General features: G+C 71.0%; 21 protein-coding genes and 1 pseudogene. 6 read left to right on the forward strand and 16 right to left on the reverse strand.

Going from position 1 to position 22,341, the window contains the following annotated elements; all coding sequences use genetic code 11:
• Positions 1 to 98: 98 nt before the first annotated feature.
• The gene (locus PV350_RS02590; RefSeq protein ID WP_500332699.1) at positions 99 to 1,181 is read left to right on the forward strand and encodes an aldo/keto reductase; all 1,083 of its coding nucleotides are present in this window, start codon (positions 99 to 101) and stop codon (positions 1,179 to 1,181) included.
• Positions 1,182 to 1,255: 74 nt separating this feature from the next.
• Here PV350_RS02590 and PV350_RS02595 read toward each other — a convergent pair whose 3' ends face one another.
• The 3 genes from PV350_RS02595 to PV350_RS02605 form a co-directional block, all read right to left on the reverse strand.
• On the reverse strand, positions 1,256 to 3,637 hold the full coding sequence (locus tag PV350_RS02595; protein ID WP_499509646.1) for an ATP-binding cassette domain-containing protein: 2,382 nt from the start codon (positions 3,635 to 3,637) through the stop codon (positions 1,256 to 1,258).
• A 172-nt stretch (positions 3,638 to 3,809) separates the two neighbouring features.
• Positions 3,810 to 4,220, reverse strand: a complete 411-nt coding sequence (locus PV350_RS02600; RefSeq protein WP_499509647.1) for a VOC family protein — start codon at positions 4,218 to 4,220, stop codon at positions 3,810 to 3,812.
• Positions 4,221 to 4,304: 84 nt separating this feature from the next.
• Positions 4,305 to 4,877 (reverse strand): GNAT family N-acetyltransferase, encoded by a 573-nt coding sequence (locus PV350_RS02605; protein ID WP_499509648.1) that lies wholly within the window; start codon positions 4,875 to 4,877, stop codon positions 4,305 to 4,307.
• 113 nt (positions 4,878 to 4,990) lie between these two features.
• Here PV350_RS02605 and PV350_RS02610 point away from each other — a divergent pair, with 113 nt between their 5' ends.
• Positions 4,991 to 5,452: a hypothetical protein gene (locus PV350_RS02610; protein WP_499509649.1), complete on the forward strand. Its 462-nt coding sequence runs from the start codon at positions 4,991 to 4,993 to the stop codon at positions 5,450 to 5,452.
• Positions 5,453 to 5,468: 16 nt separating this feature from the next.
• On the opposite strand, the gene PV350_RS02615 is transcribed toward PV350_RS02610, so the two are convergent.
• The 5 genes from PV350_RS02615 to qcrB form a co-directional block, all read right to left on the reverse strand.
• Positions 5,469 to 6,701, reverse strand: a complete 1,233-nt coding sequence (locus tag PV350_RS02615) for an MFS transporter (protein WP_500332700.1) — start codon at positions 6,699 to 6,701, stop codon at positions 5,469 to 5,471.
• Between the two features lie 255 nt (positions 6,702 to 6,956).
• Entirely contained in the window at positions 6,957 to 7,592 is a 636-nt protein-coding gene (locus PV350_RS02620) for a DUF1062 domain-containing protein (protein ID WP_500332701.1), read from the reverse strand.
• A gap of 400 nt (positions 7,593 to 7,992) precedes the next feature.
• Positions 7,993 to 8,796: an alpha/beta fold hydrolase gene (locus tag PV350_RS02625; RefSeq protein WP_500332702.1), complete on the reverse strand. Its 804-nt coding sequence runs from the start codon at positions 8,794 to 8,796 to the stop codon at positions 7,993 to 7,995.
• 281 nt (positions 8,797 to 9,077) lie between these two features.
• Positions 9,078 to 10,028 carry an alpha/beta hydrolase gene (locus PV350_RS02630; RefSeq protein ID WP_499509653.1) on the reverse strand — a complete coding sequence of 317 codons (951 nt, stop codon included), beginning with the start codon at positions 10,026 to 10,028 and terminating at the stop codon, positions 9,078 to 9,080.
• A gap of 77 nt (positions 10,029 to 10,105) precedes the next feature.
• On the reverse strand, positions 10,106 to 11,734 hold the full coding sequence (gene qcrB, locus PV350_RS02635; RefSeq protein WP_499509654.1) for a cytochrome bc1 complex cytochrome b subunit: 1,629 nt from the start codon (positions 11,732 to 11,734) through the stop codon (positions 10,106 to 10,108).
• A 288-nt stretch (positions 11,735 to 12,022) separates the two neighbouring features.
• Here qcrB and PV350_RS02640 point away from each other — a divergent pair, with 288 nt between their 5' ends.
• On the forward strand, positions 12,023 to 12,907 hold the full coding sequence (locus PV350_RS02640; RefSeq protein WP_500332703.1) for a sigma-70 family RNA polymerase sigma factor family protein: 885 nt from the start codon (positions 12,023 to 12,025) through the stop codon (positions 12,905 to 12,907).
• Positions 12,908 to 12,932: 25 nt separating this feature from the next.
• Here PV350_RS02640 and PV350_RS02645 read toward each other — a convergent pair.
• From PV350_RS02645 to PV350_RS02655, 3 genes and pseudogenes are all read right to left on the reverse strand, one after another.
• A pseudogene (locus PV350_RS02645) lies at positions 12,933 to 13,574 on the reverse strand (sigma-70 family RNA polymerase sigma factor); the annotation flags it as partial.
• 432 nt (positions 13,575 to 14,006) lie between these two features.
• Positions 14,007 to 14,447 carry a MarR family winged helix-turn-helix transcriptional regulator gene (locus PV350_RS02650; protein WP_499509656.1) on the reverse strand — a complete coding sequence of 147 codons (441 nt, stop codon included), beginning with the start codon at positions 14,445 to 14,447 and terminating at the stop codon, positions 14,007 to 14,009.
• Entirely contained in the window at positions 14,444 to 15,799 is a 1,356-nt protein-coding gene (locus PV350_RS02655; RefSeq protein WP_500332704.1) for an NAD(P)/FAD-dependent oxidoreductase, read from the reverse strand. The genes PV350_RS02650 and PV350_RS02655 overlap by 4 nt, the downstream gene beginning before the upstream one ends.
• Before the next feature lie 283 nt (positions 15,800 to 16,082).
• Here PV350_RS02655 and PV350_RS02660 point away from each other — a divergent pair, with 283 nt between their 5' ends.
• Both PV350_RS02660 and PV350_RS02665 read left to right on the forward strand, forming a co-directional pair.
• Positions 16,083 to 16,544, forward strand: a complete 462-nt coding sequence (locus PV350_RS02660) for a hypothetical protein (protein WP_499509658.1) — start codon at positions 16,083 to 16,085, stop codon at positions 16,542 to 16,544.
• Between the two features lie 138 nt (positions 16,545 to 16,682).
• Positions 16,683 to 17,162: a cupin domain-containing protein gene (locus PV350_RS02665; protein WP_499509659.1), complete on the forward strand. Its 480-nt coding sequence runs from the start codon at positions 16,683 to 16,685 to the stop codon at positions 17,160 to 17,162.
• A gap of 57 nt (positions 17,163 to 17,219) precedes the next feature.
• Here PV350_RS02665 and PV350_RS02670 read toward each other — a convergent pair whose 3' ends face one another.
• The 4 genes from PV350_RS02670 to PV350_RS02685 all read right to left on the reverse strand — a co-directional run bounded on the left by PV350_RS02670 (position 17,220) and on the right by PV350_RS02685 (position 20,728).
• Positions 17,220 to 18,095: an RNA polymerase sigma-70 factor gene (locus PV350_RS02670; protein WP_499509660.1), complete on the reverse strand. Its 876-nt coding sequence runs from the start codon at positions 18,093 to 18,095 to the stop codon at positions 17,220 to 17,222.
• Positions 18,096 to 18,143: 48 nt separating this feature from the next.
• Positions 18,144 to 18,875, reverse strand: a complete 732-nt coding sequence (locus PV350_RS02675) for an SDR family oxidoreductase (RefSeq protein WP_499509661.1) — start codon at positions 18,873 to 18,875, stop codon at positions 18,144 to 18,146.
• Positions 18,876 to 19,021: 146 nt separating this feature from the next.
• Positions 19,022 to 20,245 (reverse strand): PP2C family protein-serine/threonine phosphatase, encoded by a 1,224-nt coding sequence (locus tag PV350_RS02680; RefSeq protein WP_500332706.1) that lies wholly within the window; start codon positions 20,243 to 20,245, stop codon positions 19,022 to 19,024.
• A gap of 216 nt (positions 20,246 to 20,461) precedes the next feature.
• Positions 20,462 to 20,728 (reverse strand): WhiB family transcriptional regulator, encoded by a 267-nt coding sequence (locus tag PV350_RS02685; RefSeq protein ID WP_499509663.1) that lies wholly within the window; start codon positions 20,726 to 20,728, stop codon positions 20,462 to 20,464.
• A gap of 276 nt (positions 20,729 to 21,004) precedes the next feature.
• Between PV350_RS02685 and PV350_RS02690 the strand changes: the two genes are divergently transcribed.
• On the forward strand, positions 21,005 to 21,502 hold the full coding sequence (locus PV350_RS02690) for an Ohr family peroxiredoxin (protein ID WP_499509664.1): 498 nt from the start codon (positions 21,005 to 21,007) through the stop codon (positions 21,500 to 21,502).
• Between the two features lie 3 nt (positions 21,503 to 21,505).
• On the opposite strand, the gene PV350_RS02695 is transcribed toward PV350_RS02690, so the two are convergent.
• On the reverse strand, positions 21,506 to 22,225 hold the full coding sequence (locus tag PV350_RS02695) for a hypothetical protein (protein ID WP_500332707.1): 720 nt from the start codon (positions 22,223 to 22,225) through the stop codon (positions 21,506 to 21,508).
• Positions 22,226 to 22,341 lie beyond the last annotated feature (116 nt).

Here is a 22,341-nt window from a genome sequence, read left to right on the forward strand (position 1 = left end):
CGGTCTAGGAGAACACCAGGTGGCGGGGTCGAATGGAGGAGCACCAGGGGACGGCCTGCGCGGTCTCCCCACCCCGTTCTCCGTGAGGAAGCCCCATCATGCCGCTCGATTCCTACGTCACGCTCGGCCGCTCGGGACTGCGCGTCAGCCCCTTCACCCTGGGCACGATGACCTTCGGTGAGGATCACGGATGGGGCTGCAGCCCCGAGGAGTCCGCGAACATCCTGGCCGCCTACCTCGACCGCGGCGGCAACTCGATCGACACCGCGAACATCTACACCAACGGACACTCCGAGAAGATCGTCGGCGACTACTTCGCCGGCCGGCCCGCGCTGCGCGACCGGGTCGTGCTCGGCACCAAGTTCTTCGGCAACCTCTACGAGAACGACCCCAACGGCGGCGGACCCGGCCGCAAGGCGATCGTGCAACAGCTGGAGAACTCCCTGCGGCGCCTGCAGACCGACTACGTCGACATCTACTGGCTCCACAACTTCGACCCGGCCACGCCCGTCGAGGAGACCCTCCGCGCGCTGGACGACCTGGTCCGCGACGGCAAGGTCCGCTACATCGGGTTCTCCGACGTACCGGCGTGGGCGACGGCCGAGGCCGCCACCATCGCGCGCTTCCGCGGATGGGCCCCGATCATCGCGCTGCAGCTGGAGTACTCCCTGCTCGAACGCACCTCGGAGGGCGAGCTGATCCCCATGGCCGAGGCCCTCGGCATGGCCGTGATGCCGTGGGGGCCGCTGCGCAGCGGCTTCCTGTCCGGCAAGTACTCCAGCTCCTCCACCGGGCCGGTGGACACCGCGCGCACGCAGCTCGTCGGCGCCCCCGGCGAGGCCGACTACAAGGTCATCGACGCGCTCCACGCCGTCGCCGCCGACGCGGGCGCCGACCCCGCCGCGGTCGCGCTGGCCTGGGTGCAGGGCCGCCCCGGGGTCACGTCCACCCTCATCGGCGCACGGCGCATGGACCAGTTCGAGGCCAACCTGCGGGCCCTGGACGTCAGCCTCACCCCGGCCCAGCGCGGTGTGCTCGACGAGGTGTCCACGCCGTCGCTGAACTTCCCCGCCCACAACAACGCGACGCTGGCGCCGATGCTCCAGTTCGCCGGGGCGAGCGTCGACGGCCGCCCGTCCATGCCCTCCCCGCTCCTGCGGGCCCACAGCGCCCGCTACTGAAGCGGCTCCCACGGTGCGGGGGGGTGCGTGACGACACGGGGCCGGGGCGTGATCGCCCCGGCCCCCGCCGCGCGTCAGGCGCCGACGTAGGAGGCCAGGTGCCGGCCGGTGAGCGTCGAGCGGGCGGCGACGAGGTCCGCCGGGGTGCCCTCGAAGACGATCTGCCCACCGTCGTGGCCTGCGCCGGGGCCGAGGTCGATGATCCAGTCGGCGTGCGCCATGACCGCCTGGTGGTGCTCGACGACGATGACGGACTTGCCGGAGTCGACGAGGCGGTCCAGCAGACCGAGCAGTTGCTCGACGTCGGCGAGGTGCAGGCCGGCGGTCGGCTCGTCGAGGACGTAGACGCCGCCCTTGTCGCCCATGTGCGTGGCCAGCTTCAGCCGCTGCCGCTCACCGCCGGACAGCGTGGTGAGCGGTTGGCCGAGGCTGACGTAGCCGAGTCCGACGTCGGCGAGCCGGCCGAGGATGCGGTGCGCGGCGGGCGTGTGCGCCTCGCCGGCGCCAAAGAACTCCTCGGCGTCGGTGACCGACATCGCGAGCACCTCGCTGATGTCGCGCCCGCCGAGGTGGTACTCCAGCACCGAGGCCTGGAAGCGCTTGCCCTCGCACTCCTCGCAGGTGCTGGCGACGCCCGCCATCATGGCCAGGTCCGTGTAGACCACGCCGGCTCCGTTGCAGGTGGGGCAGGCGCCCTCGGAGTTGGCGCTGAACAGCGCGGGCTTCACGTCGTTGGCCTTGGCGAACGCCTTGCGGATCGGGTCGAGCAGTCCGGTGTACGTCGCCGGGTTGCTGCGGCGCGAGCCGCGGATGGGGCTCTGGTCGACGGACACGACACCGGCGCCGGCGGGGATGGACCCGTGCACGAGGGAGCTCTTGCCCGAGCCCGCGACTCCCGTGATCACCGTGAGCACCCCGAGCGGGACGTCGACGTCGACGTCGCGCAGGTTGTGCGCCGTGGCGCCGCGGACCTCCAGGTTGCCGGTGGGCTTGCGCACCGTCTCCTTCAGGGACGCACGGTCGTCGAAGTGGCGCCCGGTGATGGTGCCGCTGCTCCGCAGCCCCTCGATGTCGCCCTCGAAGCAGACGGTGCCGCCGGCCGTTCCGGCGCCGGGGCCGAGGTCGACGACGTGGTCGGCGATGGCGATCGTCTCCGGCTTGTGCTCCACGACGAGCACCGTGTTGCCCTTGTCCCGCAGGCGCAGCAGCAGACCGTTCATCCGCTGGATGTCGTGCGGGTGCAGACCGGTGGTGGGCTCGTCGAAGACGTAGGTGGTGTCGGTGAGCGAGGAGCCGAGGTGGCGGATCATCTTGACGCGCTGCGCCTCGCCGCCCGAGAGCGTGCCCGACGGCCGTTCGAGCGAGAGGTAGCCGAGTCCGATCTCCACGAACGACTCGAGGGTGTGCTGCAGCTTCGTGAGCAGCGGCGCCACCGAGGGCTCGTCCAGGGCGCGCACCCAGGCGACCAGGTCGCTGATCTGCATCGCGCAGGCGTCGGCGATGCCGATCCCGGCGATCTTCGACTCCCGGGCGCCTTCGCTGAGCCGCGTGCCGTCGCACTCGGGGCAGGTGGTGAAGGCGACGGCGCGGTCCACGAACTCGCGGATGTGCGGCTGCATCGCCTCCTTGTCCTTGGCGAGCATCGACTTCTGCACCCGCGGGACCAGTCCCTCGTAGGTCATGTTGATGCCCGCGATCTTCATGCGGGTCGGCTCGCGGTGCAGGAAGTCGTGCAGTTCCTGCTGGGTGAAGGTGCGGATCGGCTTGTCGGGGTCGAAGAAGCCGGACTCGGCGTAGAGCCGGGAGTTCCAGCCGCCGCCCTTGTAGCCGGGGACGGTGATCGCACCCTCGTTGAGCGACTTGGAGTCGTCGAAGAGCTGGCTCAGGTCGATGTCGGAGACCGTGCCCCGGCCCTCGCAGCGCGGGCACATGCCGCCGGTGCGGGTGAAGGTGACCTTCTCGGCCTTGCTCGCGCCGCGCTCGACGGTGATCGCGCCGCTGGCCCGGACGGAGGGCACGTTGAAGGCGTAGGCGCTGGGCGGGCCGATGTGCGGGGTGCCGAGCCGGCTGAAGAGGATGCGCAGCATGGCGTTGGCGTCGGTGACGGTGCCGACGGTGGAGCGGGGGTCCGCCCCCAGCCGCTGCTGGTCGACGGTGATCGCGGTCGTCAGCCCGTCGAGGACATCGACCTCGGGGCGGGCCAGTGTCGGCATGAAGCCCTGGACGAAGGCGCTGTAGGTCTCGTTGATCAGCCGCTGCGACTCCGCGGCGATCGTGTTGAAGACCAGGGAGCTCTTGCCCGAGCCGGAGACTCCGGTGAACACCGTGAGCCGGCGCTTCGGGATCTCGATGCTGACGTCCTTCAGGTTGTTCTCGCGCGCACCGTGCACGCGGATCAGATCGTGGCTGTCGGCAACGTGCGGCGCAGGCGACTGCGCGTCCGCCTTCTTGGCCATGTGTGTCGTCTCTCCATCTGTCTCGTGCGTGCGCGGCCGCTCTCGCGGTCCCCGTCGGCGTCGCCTGGCTCGATCTGACCGGCTTCGGTCAAGTATGTCCGGTCCCCCGCGGCGGCGGGGCGCGGCCACCGTAACCGTCCGCCGGGCCGAAGCGGGAGCGGGGGCGGGGCGGTCAGCGCACCTCGTTGAAGCGGATCGTGTTGCCCGCGGGGTCGCGGAAGGCGCAGTCGCGGATCCCGTACGGCTGCTCGGTCGGCTCCTGGACGACCTCGGCGCCGCCCGCCACGAGCCGCTCGAAGACTCCGTCGAGGTCGGGCGTGGCCAGGGTGAGGCGGGCGTAGGTGCCCTTGGTCATCATCTCGGTGATGGTGCGGCGCTCGTCCTCGGTGATGGCCGGGTCGGCGGCCGGCGGCTCCAGGACGATCGACGTGCCGGGCTGGTCGGCGGGGCCGACGGTGATCCAGCGCATGTCGCCGTAGCCGACGTCGTTGCGGACCTTGAAGCCGAGGGTGTCGCGGTAGAAGGCCAGCGAGGCCTCGGGGTCGGTGTGCGGGAGGAAGGTCCAGTGAAGGGTGATGTCCATGCCCGTCACGCTAGCCGCGGCCCGCTCGCGGGGGCTTCTCCATTCCTGACCGATCCTCCCGGGCGCGCACGGTGCCCCCCTTGCTCAGAGCGCGCGACCCGGCAGGGACGCACACCACTGCTCCGAGGTCATCCGCCAGACGACCTCGATCCCCACCTCGCCGGGGGCGGACGGGCCTTCCGGTTCCGGTACGTGTGCGATCTCGGTGAAGCCGAGGCGGCGGGCGACGGCTCCGCTGGCGGCGTTGGCGGCGTCGTGGTGGATCTCCAGCCGGTCGATGCCGGTCAGGCCGAAGCCCTGGCCGACGAGTGCGGCGGCGGCCGCCGTGGCGAGTCCCCGTCCGGTCCACCGGGGGTGGAGCCAGTACCCGATCTCCAGTCCGCCCGCACCGATGCGGCGGTGGAGACCGCAACTGCCGATCACCACGTCCTCCGACGTGATCGCGTAGGCGTACGCCTCCCCGCTCCCCCACTCGTCCTGGCTGCGGGCCAGGAAGCCGGCGGTGTCCCGTCTTCCGTGGCCCGCCGCCCAGGGCATCCAGGGCACCAAGTGGCCGAGGGACTCGTGGATGGCGTGGTCCAGGGCGTCGAGGTCGCCGGTACGCCAGCGGCGCAGTTCGACCTGGTCGGAGCGGAGGATCTCGGCGGGCACGTCCATTCCCGGATGCTCTCGCAGCCTCGCGGAGCCCGACAACGGGATTTCGCCTGGCAGCGGCGGCGGGGGCGGGGGGCCGTGCGGCCCGTCGAGTCCGCTCTGATATTCCTACCGGAATGACTGCAAATCCCACCGCCCTGGTCGATGTCTCCGAGTGGGCCGCCGCGTGCCGCGGCCGTACCGGGGACGTCCTGGCCGGTCTCGGTCATGCTCCCGATCTCCTGCGGACGGACCCGGGGACCGCGGCACACGTCCTCGACGCGCGTCTGGCCCGGGAGATCCCCGCTCTCCTCGACCGGGACGAGTGGGTCGAGCTCCACACGCTGCTGGTGGCCTGCCTCGCGGAGTTCCTGATCGGCGTGCACGGCGCACGCTGGGCATGGTGCGAGGACTCGGCCTCACCCGTGGGCGGCCGCTGGGTCGTCACCGGGTTCACGCATCCGCTGGGCGGGCGGACCTCGCCGGTCGACGTGGGCGCGCTCGCGGGCGACGCGCTGACGTCCGGGCCGGCCGTCAGCCTCACGGCACTGATCGACCGCGCGGAGCTGGCGTCCGGCCTCCGCGCCGTACGCGCCTGAAGGAAGGTTCCCGCCCTCAGTTCGCCGTCGGCTCCGCACGCGCCGGCCGTCCCTTCCCCGTCCGCAGGAGACGCAGGCCCGCGAGGCTCTGGAGGGTCATCGCGGCCGCCGCCGCGGTGGTGACCACGAAGCCGCCATGTGCCCCGAACGAGTCGATCGCCCAGCCGGAGACCGCCGCGGCGGCGGCCGAGCCCGCAGCGCTGGCGGAGCCGAGCCAGGAGAACGCCTGGGTCAGGACGGCCCGGTGGACGGCCGACTCGGTCAGCACGGAGAAGAGCACCAGAAGGGGCTGGATCGTGGCACCGGTCAGGAGGACGACCAACCCGAGCCCGAACGGTGAGCCGACCATGGGCAGCAGCAGCGTGCCGAGCAGGAGCGCACTGGTCGCCGCCAGCAGTTGCACCGGGGGCGCGGCGCCCCACCGGCGCGAGCCGTACACCCAACCGGCCAGCAGACCGCTGCAACTGGAGACGGTGAAGACCACGGCCGCGGCGCCCGGTGCGCCGTGCTCCACCGCGAAGGCGGTCACCGACACCTGCATGGCGCCGAAGAAGACACCGAGGGCGAGGTTGAGCCCCATCAGTACGAAGACCGCGCCGCACAGCAACGACCGGCCCGCACGGGCGTGTACGGCGCTGTCGGCCGCCGGCGGGGGCGCGCTGCCGCGCTGCGCCGCGAGGACCAGGCCGCCGGCCACCGACAAGGAGGCGGCGAGCACCACGCCGGCCGCGGGATGTCCGGCCGCGGCGAGCGCACTGACCAGCGCCGGGCCCACGAGGTAGGCCACCGCGTTGCCGATCGACTCCAGCGCGAAAGCGGTGGGCAGTTCCGCGGCGCGATCGGTGCGCAGCAGCGCCGCCCAGCGTGCCGCGGACATCGCGCTGAGCTGGGGAAGGCTGGCCCCGACCAGCGCACCGCCCAGCGTCATGAGGGCGTCGGAGGCGTCGGCGGCCACCAGGGACACCAGGACGGCTACCGCGAAGGCGTGGGTGAGCAGTGCGGGCGGCAGCACCCGGGTCTGCCCGAACCGGTCCACGAGCCGGGCCAGTTGGGGCGCCACGAGCGCGTCGGTCACCGCGAATCCGCCGCCGACCAGGCCGGCCGCGGTGAAGGTGCCGGTATGGCTGTGCACGAGCCAGACGATGCTGAGGCCGGTCATCGCGATGCCGACGCGTCCGAGCGACGCGGGCAGGAAGAAGGCCGCGGCGCCGGGGGTACGCAGCAGGGAACGGTAGTTCGCCGAGGGCACGGCGATTCCCTTTCGCTGCCCGGCGGGACGGCCCACCTGGGACGTCGGTGCCCGGATGTGCCGTCCCGTGGAAGCCGCCTGAAACCGTCCAGTGGTGGCGCGGAGAGGGGGCACGCGCCCCGCACCGACTCCATCACCGGGCAGAAATCTTGACGTGTTGTGAGTGGCCATCCTCGACGCCGGCGCGGGTGATGTCCATGCCCCGCGCACCGGCCGGCCGGCCGGCCGGTGCGCGGGGCAGTCGGCGCCGCGACCCTAGGCCGTGTGGTCCGCGGCCGCGTCGTGCGAAGGCGGTGGGGTGGCGATGACGAAGAAGGTGAAGTCTCCGCGTGCCTTCGCGTCGACGGCCAGGGGCAGGCGTAGCCGCCCGCAGGCCGCCATGGCTCTCACAGCGGACCGGCTCAGGCCGAGTCCGGTCATGAGCAGCTTCTCGACCCGGACGGGCGCAGGGAGGTCGAAACCGACGACGACCTCGAACGATGCCGGATCGTCCTGCTCGATGTCGTAGAACGGCGTGTCGGTCTCCAGCTCCCATGTGCCGGTCCAGTCGAGCCGGTACCCGGCCCTTCCGGCCAGCGCCCCGTCCATCGTCAGATGCCGCACCATGGCCGGATCGTTGTTCTCGAACATCAGCAACCGCTCGTGGTCGAGTGCCTGTACGTGGACGCGCTCGTGGACGGGGATCTTCGACGTACGGCCGCACAGCTCGCAGCAGATCAGCATCCAGACGTCGAGGAGCTTGCCGCTCGCGTTCACGCGGAACTTGCCGCTGGGACGGTGGCGCGTGGACCTGCACGACACGCATGCCGTGACGATGGCGGGCAGAGCGAGCTCCCTGACCACCCACAGCGCTTTCCGGTCGACGTCGGAACCGCCGCCTTCAGCGGACACACGGATACTGCGGACCTCGTTCATGGCTTCGGCGAACTCCAGGGCTGACGGAGGAGGCGTCAGGGAGCGCGTCGCGGCGCTGTGAACTCCCCCGGATCCAGTGGCGTGAGGCCGGCGTCCGAGAGCGGAGCACACCGGCCGGCGCGACGTGGCACATCACGTCGCGTGAAGGAAGCCCGCACCGATCACGAGGTGCGGGCTTCGAACGGCACGCCGGAACCGGACGGGGAGTGACTCCAACCCGTCTTCATTCCGCACGTGCGCCACTGGTTACAGATCCATGGCCGAGATGATGTTCGACCAGCGGGCGGTCAGGCAACCGAATTTCCCGAAGGCCACGAACGGCGGGCGGGGCGGCGCATCGTGCGCCGCCCCGCCCGCGGGGTCACCGGGCCGGCGGTCAGCGGACCGAGCGCGCGGCTTCCTCGATGATGCGCGCGGACTCCTTGGGGTGGGACACGCTCACCGCGTGGGACGCGCGGACCTCCTCCACGTGGGACTTGGCGCGCTTGGCCATGAAGACCTGGAGCTCGCGGGGGATGTTCCGGTCGTTGGAGGCCACCAGGGTCCAGGAGGGGATGGTCTTCCACGCGGGCTCGCCGGAGGGCTCGTTCAGCGCGCCGCCGGACACGGGGCGCTGGGTGGCCGCCATGATCTCCGCGGTGTGTGCGGGGACGTCCGCGGCGAACTGCTGGTGGAACTTGGCCTGGTCGATGTAGAGGTCGACGCCCTTGGAACCGTCGGGCATCGTGACCGGCACCTGCTTCAGCGCGCCGCCGAGCGTGCTGCCCTCGAACTTCAGCGACAGGTTGAAGGCGTCCTCGCCCTTGTCGGGCATGAAGGCGGCCAGGTAGACCAGGGCCTTGACCTTGTCGGAGCCGTGGGCGGCGTTGGAGATCACGGCGCCGCCGTAGGAGTGGCCGGCCAGGACCACGGGCCCGTCGATGCTGTCCACCAGCTCCCGGACGTACGCGGCGTCGCTGGCCAGCCCGCGCAGCGGGTTGGACGCGGCCACCACGGGGTAGCCGTCGTGCTTCAGCTTCTTGACGACGTCGTTCCAGCTGGAGGAGTCGGCGAACGCGCCGTGGACCAGGACCACGGTCGGCTTGCGGTGGTGCGAGGGGGCGCCGTGCTCGCCCTTGGTGGCGCTGGCGGGGGCCATGGTCGCGGCGAGCAGACCGGCGGCGACAGTCACCGTCGCCATGACGGTGAGCGGGGTGCGGAGGGTCCGGTAACGGGCATGACGGTTCACAGGAAGGCCCTTTCGAGGCGGGAGGTGGTTGTGCGGTCCGGGCCCCGGGAACGAGGTCCGGCGGAGGGTGCGGCGGGATGCCGCCGCACGTCTGCGAGAGGTGGCTCGCGGCCGGCAACCAGGGACGTCCGGGTCCGGGACCACCAGGAATCACCGGTGCGGGCGCTTCTCGGGGAGGCCCGCGGGCAGGGGCGGCGCAGTGGCCCGGCCCCGCGCTCCGGCGGTGGGGTGGGTCAGTTGGTGTGCAGCGCGGTGTGCAGCGCGCGGGTGGCCTGCTCCATCGCGGCGGTGGTCGCCTGCGTGGGACGGACGGGGTTGAGCATCATGAAGTCGTGCAGCGTGCCGTTGTAGCGGACGCTGGTGGTGGGGACGCCGGCCTGCGTGAGCTTGCGGGCGTAGGCCTCGCCCTCGTCGCGCAGCACGTCGTTCTCGTCGGTGATGACCAGCGCGGGCGGCAGGCCCTCGAGGTCCTCCAGGCTCGCCCGCAGCGGCGAGGCGGTGATCTCCGCCCGCTCGGCCGGGTCGGTGGTGTAGCAGTCCCAGAACCAGGCCATGGCCTTCGCGGTCAGGTACGGGCCGTCTGCGAACTCCCGGTAGCTGCCGGTGTCCTGGGCCGCGTCGGTCACGGGGTAGTAGAGCGACTGGTGGACGAAGGTCACGTCGCCGCGCTGCTTCGCCATGATCGTCAGCGCCGCGGTCATGTTGCCGCCGACGGAGTCGCCGGCAACGGCCATGCGCGAGGCGTCCAGGCCCTCGTCCGCGCCCTTCCCGGTGATCCAGCGGGCCGTCGCGTACGCCTGCTCGATCGCGACCGGGTACCGGACCTCGGGCGAGCGGTCGTACTCGACGAACACCACCGCGGCATGCGCCATGACGGCCAGTTCGCGCACGAGACGGTCGTGCGTACCCGCGTTGCCGAGCACCCACCCGCCACCGTGCACGTACAGCACGACGGGCAGGACCTCCTCCGCGCCCACGGGCTTGACGATGCGCACGCGCACGTCGCCCACCTCGGCCGGCACGGTGATCCACTTTTCCTGCACGTCGTACTTCTCGACCGGCGCCGCCTGCAGGTCGTCGAGGACCTTACGGGCGCCTTCCGGACCGAGCTCGTAGAGGAATGGCGGCGTCGCCGTGGCGTCCGCGATTTCCTGAGCCGCAGGCTCGAGGACGGGCTTGCTCATTGTCGAACTCCCAAGTTCGGCACTCTCGTGCACTTCCTTCGCCCTTATGACAAAGGACCGGCTGAATATGTGACACCTCAGTGGACAATGTTCTTCTCACCGTGGTCGTGGGTGATCTCCTCGAATTCCCGCACGGTGGGCTTGGGAATCTGTGTTCCCTTCCCGTACAGGCCCCGGCTGAGCAGGGCCCGCAGTCGCTCCACACGGCCCGCCCTGCCGTCCGGGGAGAGGCGGATGGGCGCGTACTGCTCGTGCTGCGTGAGGAGGTGGAGTTGTTCGCGGCCGAGCGGCTGGTGGACTTCGACGTACTCGCCGTCCGGCAGGCGCTTGATGATCCCGGTCTCGCGGCCGTGCAGGACCTTGTCGCGGTCGCTGCGCTGGAGGGCGAGCGCCCAGCGCTTGGTCACGCCGTACACCACGAAGGGCACGACGAACAGGCCGACGCGGACGGCCCACGTCACGGAGTTGACCGACATGTGCAGGCGGATGGAGATCACGTCGTTCGCGGCGCCCAGCAGCGCCACCGCGTACACGCTGACCCACGCGGCGCCCAAGGCGGTGCGCACCGGCCGGTTGCGGGGCCGGTCGAGGATGTGGTGGTCGCGGTTGCCGTCCTTGGTGACCCATGCCTCGACGAACGGGTAGGCCCCCAGGGCGAGGAAGAGCCCGGCGCCCGCCAGCAACGGCACGAGGTTGTCCAGCGCCAGGGTGTGGCCCCAGAAGACGACCTCCCAGCCGGGCATGACGCGCAGCAGGCCGTCGAGCACGCCCATGTACCAGTCGGGCTGTGAACCGGCGGTGACCTGGTCGGGCCGGTAGGGGCCGTACAGCCAGATGGGGTTGATCTGCGTGGTCGAGGCGATGATGAGGACGACCCCGCTGACCAGGAGGAAGTACGCCCCGGACTTCACGGCGTACACCCGGAAGGGCAGGCCGACCACGTTCCGCTCGGTACGTCCGGGCCCCGGGTACTGCGCGCGCCGGTGACGGCGCGCCAGGACCAGGTGGGCGACGAGGATGCCGGCCATGAGGGCGGGGATCACCACGACGTGGAGCGTGTTGAAGTGCGCGATCAGGTCCTTGCCCGGGTACTCGCCCCCGAAGAGGTACATCGACAGGTAGGTCCCGACGACCGGTATCGAGAGGATGGTGCCGTTCACGACCATGAGTCCGGTCCCGGAGAGCAGGTCGTCCGGGAGGTCGTAGCCCGTCAGTCCCTCGAACATGCCCAGGACCAGCAGGGAGAAGCCGAGCACCCAGTTGAGCTCGCGCGGCTTGCGGAACGCACCGGTGAAGAACACCCGGAGCATGTGGGCGAACATGCTGGCGACGAAGATCAGCGCCGCCCAGTGATGGGCCTGGCGGATCAGCAGGCCGCCGCGCACCTCGAAGGAGATGCGCATCGTCGAGTCGAAGGCCTCGGACACCATTTGGCCCTGCAGCGGTGCGTAACTGCCGTGGTATTCCACCGGCGTCATCGACGGATGGAAGTACAGCGACAGGTACACCCCCGTCAGGACGAGGATGAAGAAGCTGTAGAGGGATATCTCCCCCAGCATGAATGACCAATGGCTGGGGAATGCCTTCCGCATCCCGGACGATCTGGTACGTCTGTCGACGCCCAATCGTTCGCCGACCCATTCGGCGACTTTCACCCCCCGGTCCGGCGGTCGTTCCGAATCGGCGGGCCGGCTGTCACCGTCCATGTTCCTGTCACCATTCATGTTTCACCCATGGCGGGTCGCGGGTCGGCACTCTCGTGCACCTTCCGTCAATACGACCGATCACGCGGCGAAAGTGTGACGTGTGCCGTCTGCGCGGTAATGCGGAAGGGAGTTTCGCGCCTTGCTCACGGGGGGGGGCCCGCACGGGGACAGCTCCGCCGGCGGCCGGCGCGTGGGCTCAATGTCACAAGGTCCGCACGGACCCGGTCTCACCACTAGGACCGGAATCCGGTGCCATGTCGGTGTGGTGGGCGAGGGAGGTCGGGGGTCATGGATTTCTCCGGTGACGCGGTGCCGATCGCGGAGCTGCTGGACGAACGTCGGCACTTGCTGGACGTGGCGTTGTGGATGGTGGGCGGCTCGGCGGAGGCCGAGGCGGTCGTCGACGAGGTCTACCGCCGGTGGTTCGAGCTGCCGGAGGCGGCCCGCCGGTCGATCGATCCGCCCGGGGCGTGGCTCGTGAAGACGGTCGGCGCGATCTGTCTGGAGCGTCTGGCCACGTCCGCCGGGGGAACCGTCCCGTCCGTGGCGGACACGGAACGGCCGGGCATGGGAGCCGAGCTGGAGCAGGAGATCGGTGAGGTCCTGCTGACGGCCCTGGCCGCGCTGTCGCCCGTGGAGCGGGCGGCGTTCGTGCTCAACGACTGCTTCGGGATGGCGCTGGGCGCCGTGGCGGACGTGGTGGGGCGGTCGGAGCCGGAATGCGCCGAGCTCGCCGATCGTGCGCGGCTGACGATCCGCGCCTGCCGGTCGCATCCGGTGACGCCGGAGGAGCAGGACGCGGTGGCGCGCGCGGTGCGCGCGGCCTGCGTGGGCGGCGACGTGGTGCGGCTGACGTCGCTGATGTGTCCGGACGCCACGGCCTTCTTCGACGGTGGCGGGAAGATCCGGGCGCTGGTCCGGCCGGTGCACGGCGCCGAGGCGGTCGCGCGCAGTCTGCTGACCTTGCTCGCGCACCGCCAGCGGGTGGCCCTGTCCGCCCACTCCGTGAACGGCCGCACCGGTCTGGTGGCCCGCTACGAGGGCCAGGTGGTGGCGGTCATCAGCCTGGACGTCGCCGACCACCGCGTCTCGCAGGCCTGGATCGTCCTCAACCCCGACAAGCTCCGGCCCTGGAACCATCCGGCCCGTCCCGTGCGCACCCTCGGGCCCTGACGGCTCCGCGAGCCCTTCACGCCCCGGCGTCCGGGGCGAGGAGGGCTTCCAGCGGGGCGAGGTTCCCCGTCCGGGCCGCCGAGACGAAGGTCTCCAGGAGGCGCTGGTGCTCCGCGGCGTCGACGGTCCCGCGGGGCTTGTCCACCACGTGTTTGCGGGCCCGGCTGACGATCTTGCGGACGTTGACGATGCTGAGCTGGAGTATCTCGGCGATCTCCGGATAACCGTAGTCGAACGCCTCACGCAGGACGTAGGCCGCGCGTTCCGTGGGGTTCAGCCGCTCCAGGACCAGCAGCAGGGCGAACTCCACGGCCTCCGTCCGCTGGACGCCCGCTTCGGGGTCCGCGCTCGTGTCCACGGGCTCGGGCAGCCAGGGTCCGATGTAGGTCTCCCGGCGCACCCGGGCGGATTGTGCGACGTTGATGGCCAGCCGGGTCGTCGTGGTCGAGAGAAAGGCGGCCGGGCTGAGCACCGCGGAGCGGTCGGTCCGTTGCCAGCGCAGCCACACCTCCTGCACCACGTCCTCGGCCTCGGCGGCGCTGCCGAGCACGCGGTACGCGATGCCGAACAGGCGTGGCTGGAGTTCGACGAACGCTGAGGCCGCCTCGTCGAGGCTCGGTGCGGAGGGGGACGGCTCGGCGTCCGCGTTCCGCCGGTCAGAGGTCATTTACGGGCAGCCCCTGGCCGTGTGACACAAGGGTGTCACACGATGCATTACATGGGTGGCCACTACACGGTCTCTGCTCACCGAGCGTCACGATCTCTCCATTCACGTCCGCTGAATAGACCGGAAGGGGCCCGATCATGTGACAGAAAGGGGCGGGAGAAAGTCGTCGTCGGCACCGGAACAACAGGCTTGCGGAGAGCGCATGGTGTGTTCCATGGGCTCACAACCCACCGTTGCCTCACATCATACGCTGGACAAACGGGGCAAAAGGTATGTCGAGTCCGGCACTTCGCCAAAAACCGCACAGATTCGGCCCTCTGCCGCCAGAGAAAGAGTGACACGTTATTCATCCGTGGTGGAAAGTTCCGCATACACGAATGCCAATGTGACGGAACGTGACGGGCCCGGTCGGGACGCACGCGCCTCCAGGGGCTACGAGAGCCCCTGGAGGTAGCGGATGAGGTCGGCGTCGGTGTCGTCCGCGCGGAGGCCGGACACGACGTCGTGGACGGCGCGCTCCAGGAGCGGCACCCCGAGCCGCAGCACGTCCTGCGCGACCGGCGTGAGGTGCACGTCCACGCTCCGCCGGTCGTGCGCCGAGGTGCGCGTGGTGATCAATCCCCGGTCGCGCAGCCGGGTCACCAGCCGGCTGGTCGCGGACTGGGTCAGGCCGATCGCGTCGGCAAGTTCGTCGAAGTGGAGCTGGCCCTCGGCGTCGCGGATGCTCTCCTGGAGGGCTCGCAGGGCATGGAACTCCCGTGCGCTCACGCCCAGTTGCCCGTGCAGAGCCCGCTCGACGCGGTTCTCGATGCGGCGGTGGAGCCGGTCGAGCGCGCCCCACCTCCCGCTCAGCGTCGCCTTCCCGGCGTTCACACTCCGGCGTGGTCGCCCGCCCGCGGCTCCGCGGGACGCCGGGGGGTGGCGCTCGTGACGAACGCGTCCCGCGGGTGCTGCACGGAGGCGAGGGAGACGAGGTCCCGGCCGAACAGGGCGGCGGTGAGCCAGACGGTGAGCACCCGGACCTTCCGCTCCCAGGTGGGCACCGCGAGCACGTGGTAGCCGCGGTGCATCAGCCAGGCCGGAAACCCCTTGATAACGATGGCCTTGTACTGGAAGATGCCGCGTCCCAGGCCCAGCGTGGCGACCACGCCGAGGCTGCTGTGGCGGTAGTCCCTGACCCTGCCGCCGCGCAGGCTCGCGACGATGTTCTTGGCCAGGCGCTTGCCCTGCCGGACCGCGTGCTGGGCGTTCGGCACCGTGTGTGCCCCCGGCACGGGCGAGGCCAGGTCGGGCACGGCCGCGTCGTCCCCGGCCGCCCACACGTCCGGCACCGGCTCGGCGTCCGTACCCACCCGCAGGTCCGGCCGCACGATGAGCAGGCCGCGCTCGTCGACCGGCAGGTCGGTGTGGTTGTGCACCACGGGGTTCGAGGCGTTGCCGGCGGTCCAGACGATGAGTTCCGAGTCGAACTCCTCCCCGGTGGACAGCACGACGTGCCCGTCCTCGGCGGAGACCAGCTGGGTGTTCAGGTGCACATGCCCGCCGCGGCGCTCCAGGTGGCGCACGACCCAGGCCCCGGGCCCGTCGGTCACCTCGGGCAGGATGCGGCCCCGCGCCTCCACCAGGTGGAACGACAGCTCCTCCAGGCTCAGTTCCGGGTAGGACTTGAGCATCGCGGTCGCCAGCGACAGCAGCTCACCGAAGCCTTCGACACCGGAGAACCCACCGCCCACGAAGGTGACGGTGAGCAGCTTCCGCCGCTCGGGCCCCGGGGGCAGCGAGGCGGCCTGGTCGAACGCCGTCAGCAGCCGGTCGCGGATGGCGACCGCCTCCTCGACGTGCTTCAGGCCGATGGCGTGCCGGGCCAGGCCCGGGATGGGGAAGGTACGGGTCACGGCTCCCGCGGTGACGACGAGGGTGTCGTACCGGAGTTCGTACTCCTCCCCCTTCACGGGCCGGACGGTCACCGTGCGGTCGGCGTGGCGGATCCCGGTCACGCTGCCCGCGACCAGCCGGGACTTGTGCAGGTGCCGCCGCATCGACACGGCGGCGTGGCGTGCCTCCACCGAACCTGCGGTCACCTCCGGCAGGAACGGCTGGTACGTCATGTAGGGACGCGGGTCGACGACGGTGACCCGCGCCTCCCCGGGCCGCAGCGTCTTCTCGAGGCCCCAGGCCGTGTAGAAGCCCGCGTAGCCGCCGCCGACGATCAGGATCTCGCGCATGATTCCCTCTGTTTCTCTCCGTCACCAATAAGACAGCGCAGGCCCTGTCGGTGTGACAGAGCATGTCCGCTCAGTGGTGAACACTGTGATCGCGACGGGGATGTATGGGGATGTTTCCCACCAGAAAGACCGTTTTGGTGGCTGTCCGCAGGCCCTCCGCTCGCCGGACGGATCAACACTGTCTGCTACGTTCCTGAGGACTCGACGTCAGCCGTCCCGGGCCGACGTCCACGGCGACGCCACGCGCGCCCCCCACTTCGCCTTCCTTCTTCTGGAGCTCCACGTGCGCACAGCACTCCTGTCCGCCGTACTCGTCAGCACCGTCGCGCTCGCGCCGTTCGCCACGGCGTGCACGGACGGCCCTCCCCCGGACGACGCCCACGCCTCGCCGCCCGCGACGGCCCTGCGCGGGGGTGCCGTCTGCTCCGCCCACTTCAGCTTCGCCACCGACGTCTCCTGCGGCCTGACCGACTTCGGCGACGTGCGCTTCCACTGCGCCGACGAGCTCACCGGTACGTGTCCGAGGACCCGCTCCGTTACGCTGGAGAACATCGGCAGGACGCCGGTCAGGCTCGTGGCCGTCAGCGGATCGGCGCCCGGCGAGAGGCACGAGACGGTCACCGGGACCCTGCCCTCCGGGGGCCGGCGGGTCCTGACGCCCCGCGCGGGCGACACCTACCTCTACGACATCCTCCTGCGCGCGGACAACGGTTTGGCCGCGGTGGGCGTCGTCGCCGTCTCCTGACGCCACGGAGCTGTCACACACGCGCGGGCAACCCGGTCTCCCCGTCAGGGGCGTGGTCATGGACGGCCGACCGGAGCGGCCGGCACACGCCCCACCGGTGCGCCACGGCGCACACGACGCGAGCGAGGGACGGTAGGCATGTCATACCCAAAGCAGGTGTACTTCGGGGACAGCGGCGAGGTCAACGCCAACTTCCGCCCGGCGAGCGCCCCTCCGAACGTCGGCCAGGCCGGGGACGGCATCCACTACCTGGCGACCACGGACATGACGCGGGGCGAGTACGGGCTCTACCGCGTCATGATGAGGGCGAACGCGGGCGGTCCCAAGACGCACTTCCACCGGACCATCTCGGAGTCCTTCTTCATCCTCAACGGCACCGTCCGCCTCTACAACGGCGAGAAGTGGGTGGACGCCCAGGAAGGCGACTTCCTGCACGTCCCGCAGGGCGGGCTGCACGCCTTCCGCAACGACTCCGACGCCCCGGCGGAGATGCTGCTGCTCTTCACGCCGGGCGCGCCGCGTGAGGAGTACTTCGAGCAGATCTCGCAGATGGGCAACGCCACGGCGGAGGAACGCGCCGCGTTCCTGGACAAGCACGACTCGTACTTCGTCGACTGACCGGAGCCCCTCCCCCGGCGCCGCGCGCCCCCTGGGCGGTGCCGGGGGTCCGTGCGCTCACTTGTCCAGGACGGCGAGTTTCGTCGGGCTCATCATCCACATCACCCGGTCGATGCCCTCCGGTGTGACGCTCAGCGTCAGGACGGCGTAGACCGTGCCGTCGCGGGACAGCTTCATGCCGGGCCCGCCGTTCACCTGGACGGGCTCCACGGTGGCGCCGACCCAGAACCGGTCGGCGAAGGCGTGGATGTACTTGGCCACCCGCTGACGGCCCACGACGGGGAACTTCGAGGCACGGACCTCGCCTCCGCCGTCGGAGTACGAGACGACGTCCTCGGCGAACATGTCCTCCAGCACCCCCACCTCCCCCGCCTTCGCGGCCGCCACGAACGCCGTCAGGAAGCGCTGGCGGTCGGCGGTCACGACACCGGCCCGCTTCTCCGCCGCCAGGTGCTTGCGCGCCCGGCTCACCAGTTGGCGCGCGTTGGCGTTGGACTGCCCGATGATCTCCGCGATCTGCGCGTAGGGGTACTCGAAGGCCTCCCGGAGCACGTAGGCGGCACGTTCCGCGGGCGTGAGCTTCTCCAGGAGCATCAGCACCGCGACCTCCAGCGCCTCCCCGTTCACGGCTCCCAGCGCGGGGTCGCTCTCGGTGTCCACCGGCTCCGGCAGCCAGGGTCCGACGTAGGTCTCACGCCGAGCCCTGGCCGACTGCAGCACGTTGATGGCGAGCCTGGTGACCGTCGTCGCGAGGAACGCCGGGGGGTTCTCCACCTTGGAGCGGTCGTAGGTCTGCCAGCGGATCCACGCCTCCTGCAGGATGTCCTCGGCCTCGCTCACGCTGCCGAGCATCCGGTAGGCGATGCCGAACAGGCTGCCACGGGCGGCCTGGAACTCCTCCTGTGCTTCCTGGAGGTCGTCGGCGTCATCCACTGCGTCGTCCTCGGTCGGCGTCGTCCGCGGTCGGGACGCGCCCGTCGGTCAGGACAGCCAGTCCCGGTAGTGGGTGGGGGCGATGCGGGCGGCTTGCCCACCGACGAGGACGTCGCCCTGGGGGACGGCGAACATGCCCGCGGTGTCGTCGACGACGACGGAACGCCCGTCGCCCTTGGCGGCGATGGTGATCCGGCCGATCTCGTCGAGGGAGAAGACATCGGGCCCGGCGATGTCCACGGTCCCGTTGAGCGGGGGACCCGAGGCGACCTCGGCGACCATCCGCGCGACGTCGGCGGCGGCGATCGGCTGGAGCGGGGTGTGCGGCAGCCGGACGGTGTCGCCGTCGGTGGTCCAGGACATCGTCGCGTCCATGAACTCCATGAACTGCGTGGCGCGGACGATGGAGTACGGGATCGAACTCGCCTTGAGGATGTCCTCCTGGAGCACCTTCGCCCGGTAGTAGTCCAGCTCCGGCACCTGGTCCACACCCACGATGGAGAGGATGACCATGTGACCGACGCCGCCCTTCTCACAGGCGGCGATCAGGTTGTCCATCGACGTCTGGAAGAACGCGGGCGAGGCCTCGTCGAAGGTCGGCGAGTTCGTGAGGTTGACGACGACGTCCGCGCCCGCGACGGCCTCCACGACGCCCTCGCCGCTCAGGAGGTCCACGCCGGTGGACAGGGAGTGCGGCACGGCCTCCTGGCCGGCCGCTTTGAGGTCCTTCACGACCTGCGAGCCGATGAGCCCGGTTCCGCCGATGACTGCGATTTTCATGGCTTTGCCCATCTCCCGATGCCTGTGACCGGTTAATGCCCCTACCTGCTTAACGTACCTTCGCGGCACTCGACGCGCCTGGTCTGCCGCGGAGGCCGCCCGAGGGCACGCCGGACCGCGCCGCACGGTGCGACGGGCAGGCGGTGTCAGGGCGTGCAGGCCGCCATCACCCGAAGGGGCGGCGGACGGGAACTCCCCGCCGCGCCCGGCGGCGGCCCGCCCGGAACCCGCCCGGCCTCCACCCCGGGGGCGGCCGCCTGCGCGGGAACGGGAACCCGCTGGAGGGCGACGATGGCGACGTCGTCGCTCAGCGGGCCCCTGAGGTGCCGGCACAGGTCTTCCCGTACGTGCCGCACGAGGCCGCCGGGCTCGTCGCCCGTCCAGGAGGCGACCCGGTCCTGGAGGGGGTAGAAGGTGCCCGCCGGGTCCCGGGCCTCGGTGACGCCGTCGGTGTAGAGCAGGAGGACGTCCCCAAGGGCGAAGGGGAAGGTGTCCTCGTGGTGGTCGTGGGGGGCCAGGCCGCCCAGGCCGAGGGGCGGCCCGCAGCGGCGGGGCTCCAGGAGGGTGACGCGTCCGCCACCGGAGACGAGGGGCGCGGGGTGGCCGCAGTTGACCGCGCGGATGACCCGCCGGTCGTCCGGTATCTCCAACACCAGCGCGGTGACGAAGCGTTCGGCGGCGTCGTCGTGGTTCTCCCCGAACTCCTCCAGGTGGGTGCGCATGCTGCCCTCCAGGTGCGCGGCCACTTCGGACAGGGTGGCGCAGCGAGGTGCCGCCTCCCTGAACGCGCCGACGCCGGCCGCCACTTCGTGGATCCCCTGCAGGCCCTTGCCGCGGACGTCACCGATCAGCATCCGCGTCGCTCCGGGGACGCGGGCGGCCGCGTAGAGGTCGCCGCCGACGGTGGCGTGGGCGTCCGAGGCCTGGTAGGCGGCGGCGACGCGCAGCGGGCCGATCCGGTCGGGGAGCGGGCGCAGGACGACTCGCTGCGTGATCTCGGAGACCGCCCGTACGGCGGTCAGCTCCAGCTGTTGGTGCTCCTGGCGGACGCAGAACACGACGGCGACCACGGACAGCACGAGCACGGCGGCGTCCTGTGAGGTGGTGACCGGCGGAACCCCCGTGGGGCTGACGACGAGGCCGGTCCCGGCCGCGGCGACGATCAGGACGGCTCCTGCGGTCAGCGCGGCACCGGCGAACCTCGCCGCCGCCGAGGCGGCCACGAGCGTCGCCGCCCAGCCGACGGCCGGTGCGCACAGCCCGTCCAGGACGCTCACGGCGGCGAGGAGGAGGAGCGCGACGGCGGCCTGTATCCCCGGCCCCCGCGAGCGGGGGGCGGGGCGGTTGCGGAGCGGAAGGGAGGGGATCACATGCGCTGCCTTTCCGTGCGGGGGCATTGCGTGGCCGCGCGGTCGCGCCCGTGTGCGGCGCTGCGCCACCGTTCCGGCTTTCCGGGTACGACAGGACATCCACCGCATATGTGACATGGAACCCATCCGCTTCCGCCGCGCCATCCACCCCCGACCGATATTGTTCGACATGTGACGAACATCGAACAAGGGAAGCCCATAAGCGTCCGACCCGGATCAGGCGGTGGCCTGCCGCGTCTTCCGCCAGCGCTCGACGTAGTCGCGGCGCTGCATCCTCCGCCGTTCGTCCTCCGTGGTGCCGCCCCAGATCCCGTCGAGACGACCGGCCGACAGCGCCGACCGCAGGCACTGAGCCATGACGGGGCACCGCAGGCACACGGCCTTGGCCTCCTGGATCTGCGCCATTCCCGGGCCGCTGCTGCTGATGGGGAAGAACAGCTCCGGATCCTCCTCGCGGCACGCAGCGTCGTAACGCCAATTCATGAAGACCTCCTGGTGGGGGCGGGCCGGGACTCTTCATGGAGACCAGTGGATCGACGTGGCTGTGACGCCCGATATGCCGCGCTTGGGTGCCCCGCGGGCCACCCGGGCGTCAATCGCTCGGGCCCGCGGGTGAGTTCACGTGGAATTCACCTCCGGCGTGTCACAAGTTGATCAGCTGATTGGTCAGAGTCGTTGATCGGGTCCGGGCCTCTCCCGGGATGACGAAGGGCGGACCATGCAGACCACAGTCATGTGCGGCGGAAAGGCGCCCGCACCGTGAGCGACCCGACCCGGTGGCCCGGGCTGTCCACGGCGAAGGACTACGACGGCACGGCCTTCTCCCCCATCTACACGACGTCCGTGACCGTCAGCGGCGGCGAGGTGAGCCACGGACGGGCATCGGGACGGGCCCGGTCGTCCGACGGGATGCTCGACCTCGTGCTGCGGCTGCCCCCCGAACTCGGCGGGGAGAGCGGCGGCACGAATCCGGAACAGCTGTTCGCCGCCGGGCTCGCAGCCTGCTTCCACGGCGCCCTCAGCCTGGTCGCCCGGCAGGCCGGCCGCAACCCCGCGACGATCGCGGTGGAGGCCTCCGTCGCCTTCGGCCGGGACCCCCTGGACGGCGGCTACCTGGTGCGGGCGGACCTGGTGATCACCTGGCCCGGGACGGACGCGGCGACCGCCGCTCCCCTCCTGAGGCGGGCGGACTCGCTGTGTCCCTACACCAAGATGCTGGCGCGGGGGACGCCGGCGACGCTCACGCTGGCTCCCTGAGCCTCACGCGTAGTGCACGTCGCTGACGTCGATCGAGACGAGCAACGTGTCGCGCCGCGGGCTGCCGTCCTCGGCGCGGAGGTGCACCCGGCGCTTCGAGGGCATCCTCAGCCCCTGGGCCTCGACGTAGTCGTGGACGTACTGCGCGCACGCGAAGCCGCCCGCGATCTCCACGTGGTAGTCGTAGCGGCGCAGCCGGAGGGCCTCGTCGAAGTAGAAGTCCTGCTCACGGGAGTGCGTGGCCACGTCCTCGGGGAACGTGGCGCGCAGGCCCCGCCACGTCTCGTCGCCCTCGCGCCACGCCCCGATCCCGGAGACGGTGACGCCCGGGCCGGCGAGCAGGAAGGGGGTGGTCAGGTAGGTCCACAGGGCGTAGCCGTTGAAGTAGGCGCGGTCCAGCGCGTCCCAGGGGGTGGTCATCGTGTGCCCCGCGAAGTGGGACCGGGGGTCGCCGCGCTCGGCGACGACCGTGCCGTCGGCCTTCTCGATCGCGACACGGCCGGGGGTGAAGTCCGTCCGCTGGTCCGGCGCGCCATAGGGGCGCAGGGACGCCCGCTCCTCATGGAGCCACACGGTCATGTCGCGGGGCGCCGGGTCCTGCGGCACGCCCTTCATAGCCCACAGATCGCCGCCGGTGACGATCGTCGCGCGGACCTCGCCGAACCGCGCGTAGCGGTCACCGCCGCCGTGCGCCCGAAGGACCTCCGCCAGGTACCGGTCCATGGCCGTTCGCTTCCGTCACATGGGCCCCGAGTACGTAGGACGAGTCTTCCAGGGCGCTGCCCGCGGGACATCACGGCACTGCTTGCCGCCGAACCACGGTCCCGTCGGGTCGTCAC

This window comes from Streptomyces sp. PA03-6a (assembly GCF_033792765.1).
In the GTDB taxonomy this organism is placed as follows: domain Bacteria; phylum Actinomycetota; class Actinomycetes; order Streptomycetales; family Streptomycetaceae; genus Actinacidiphila.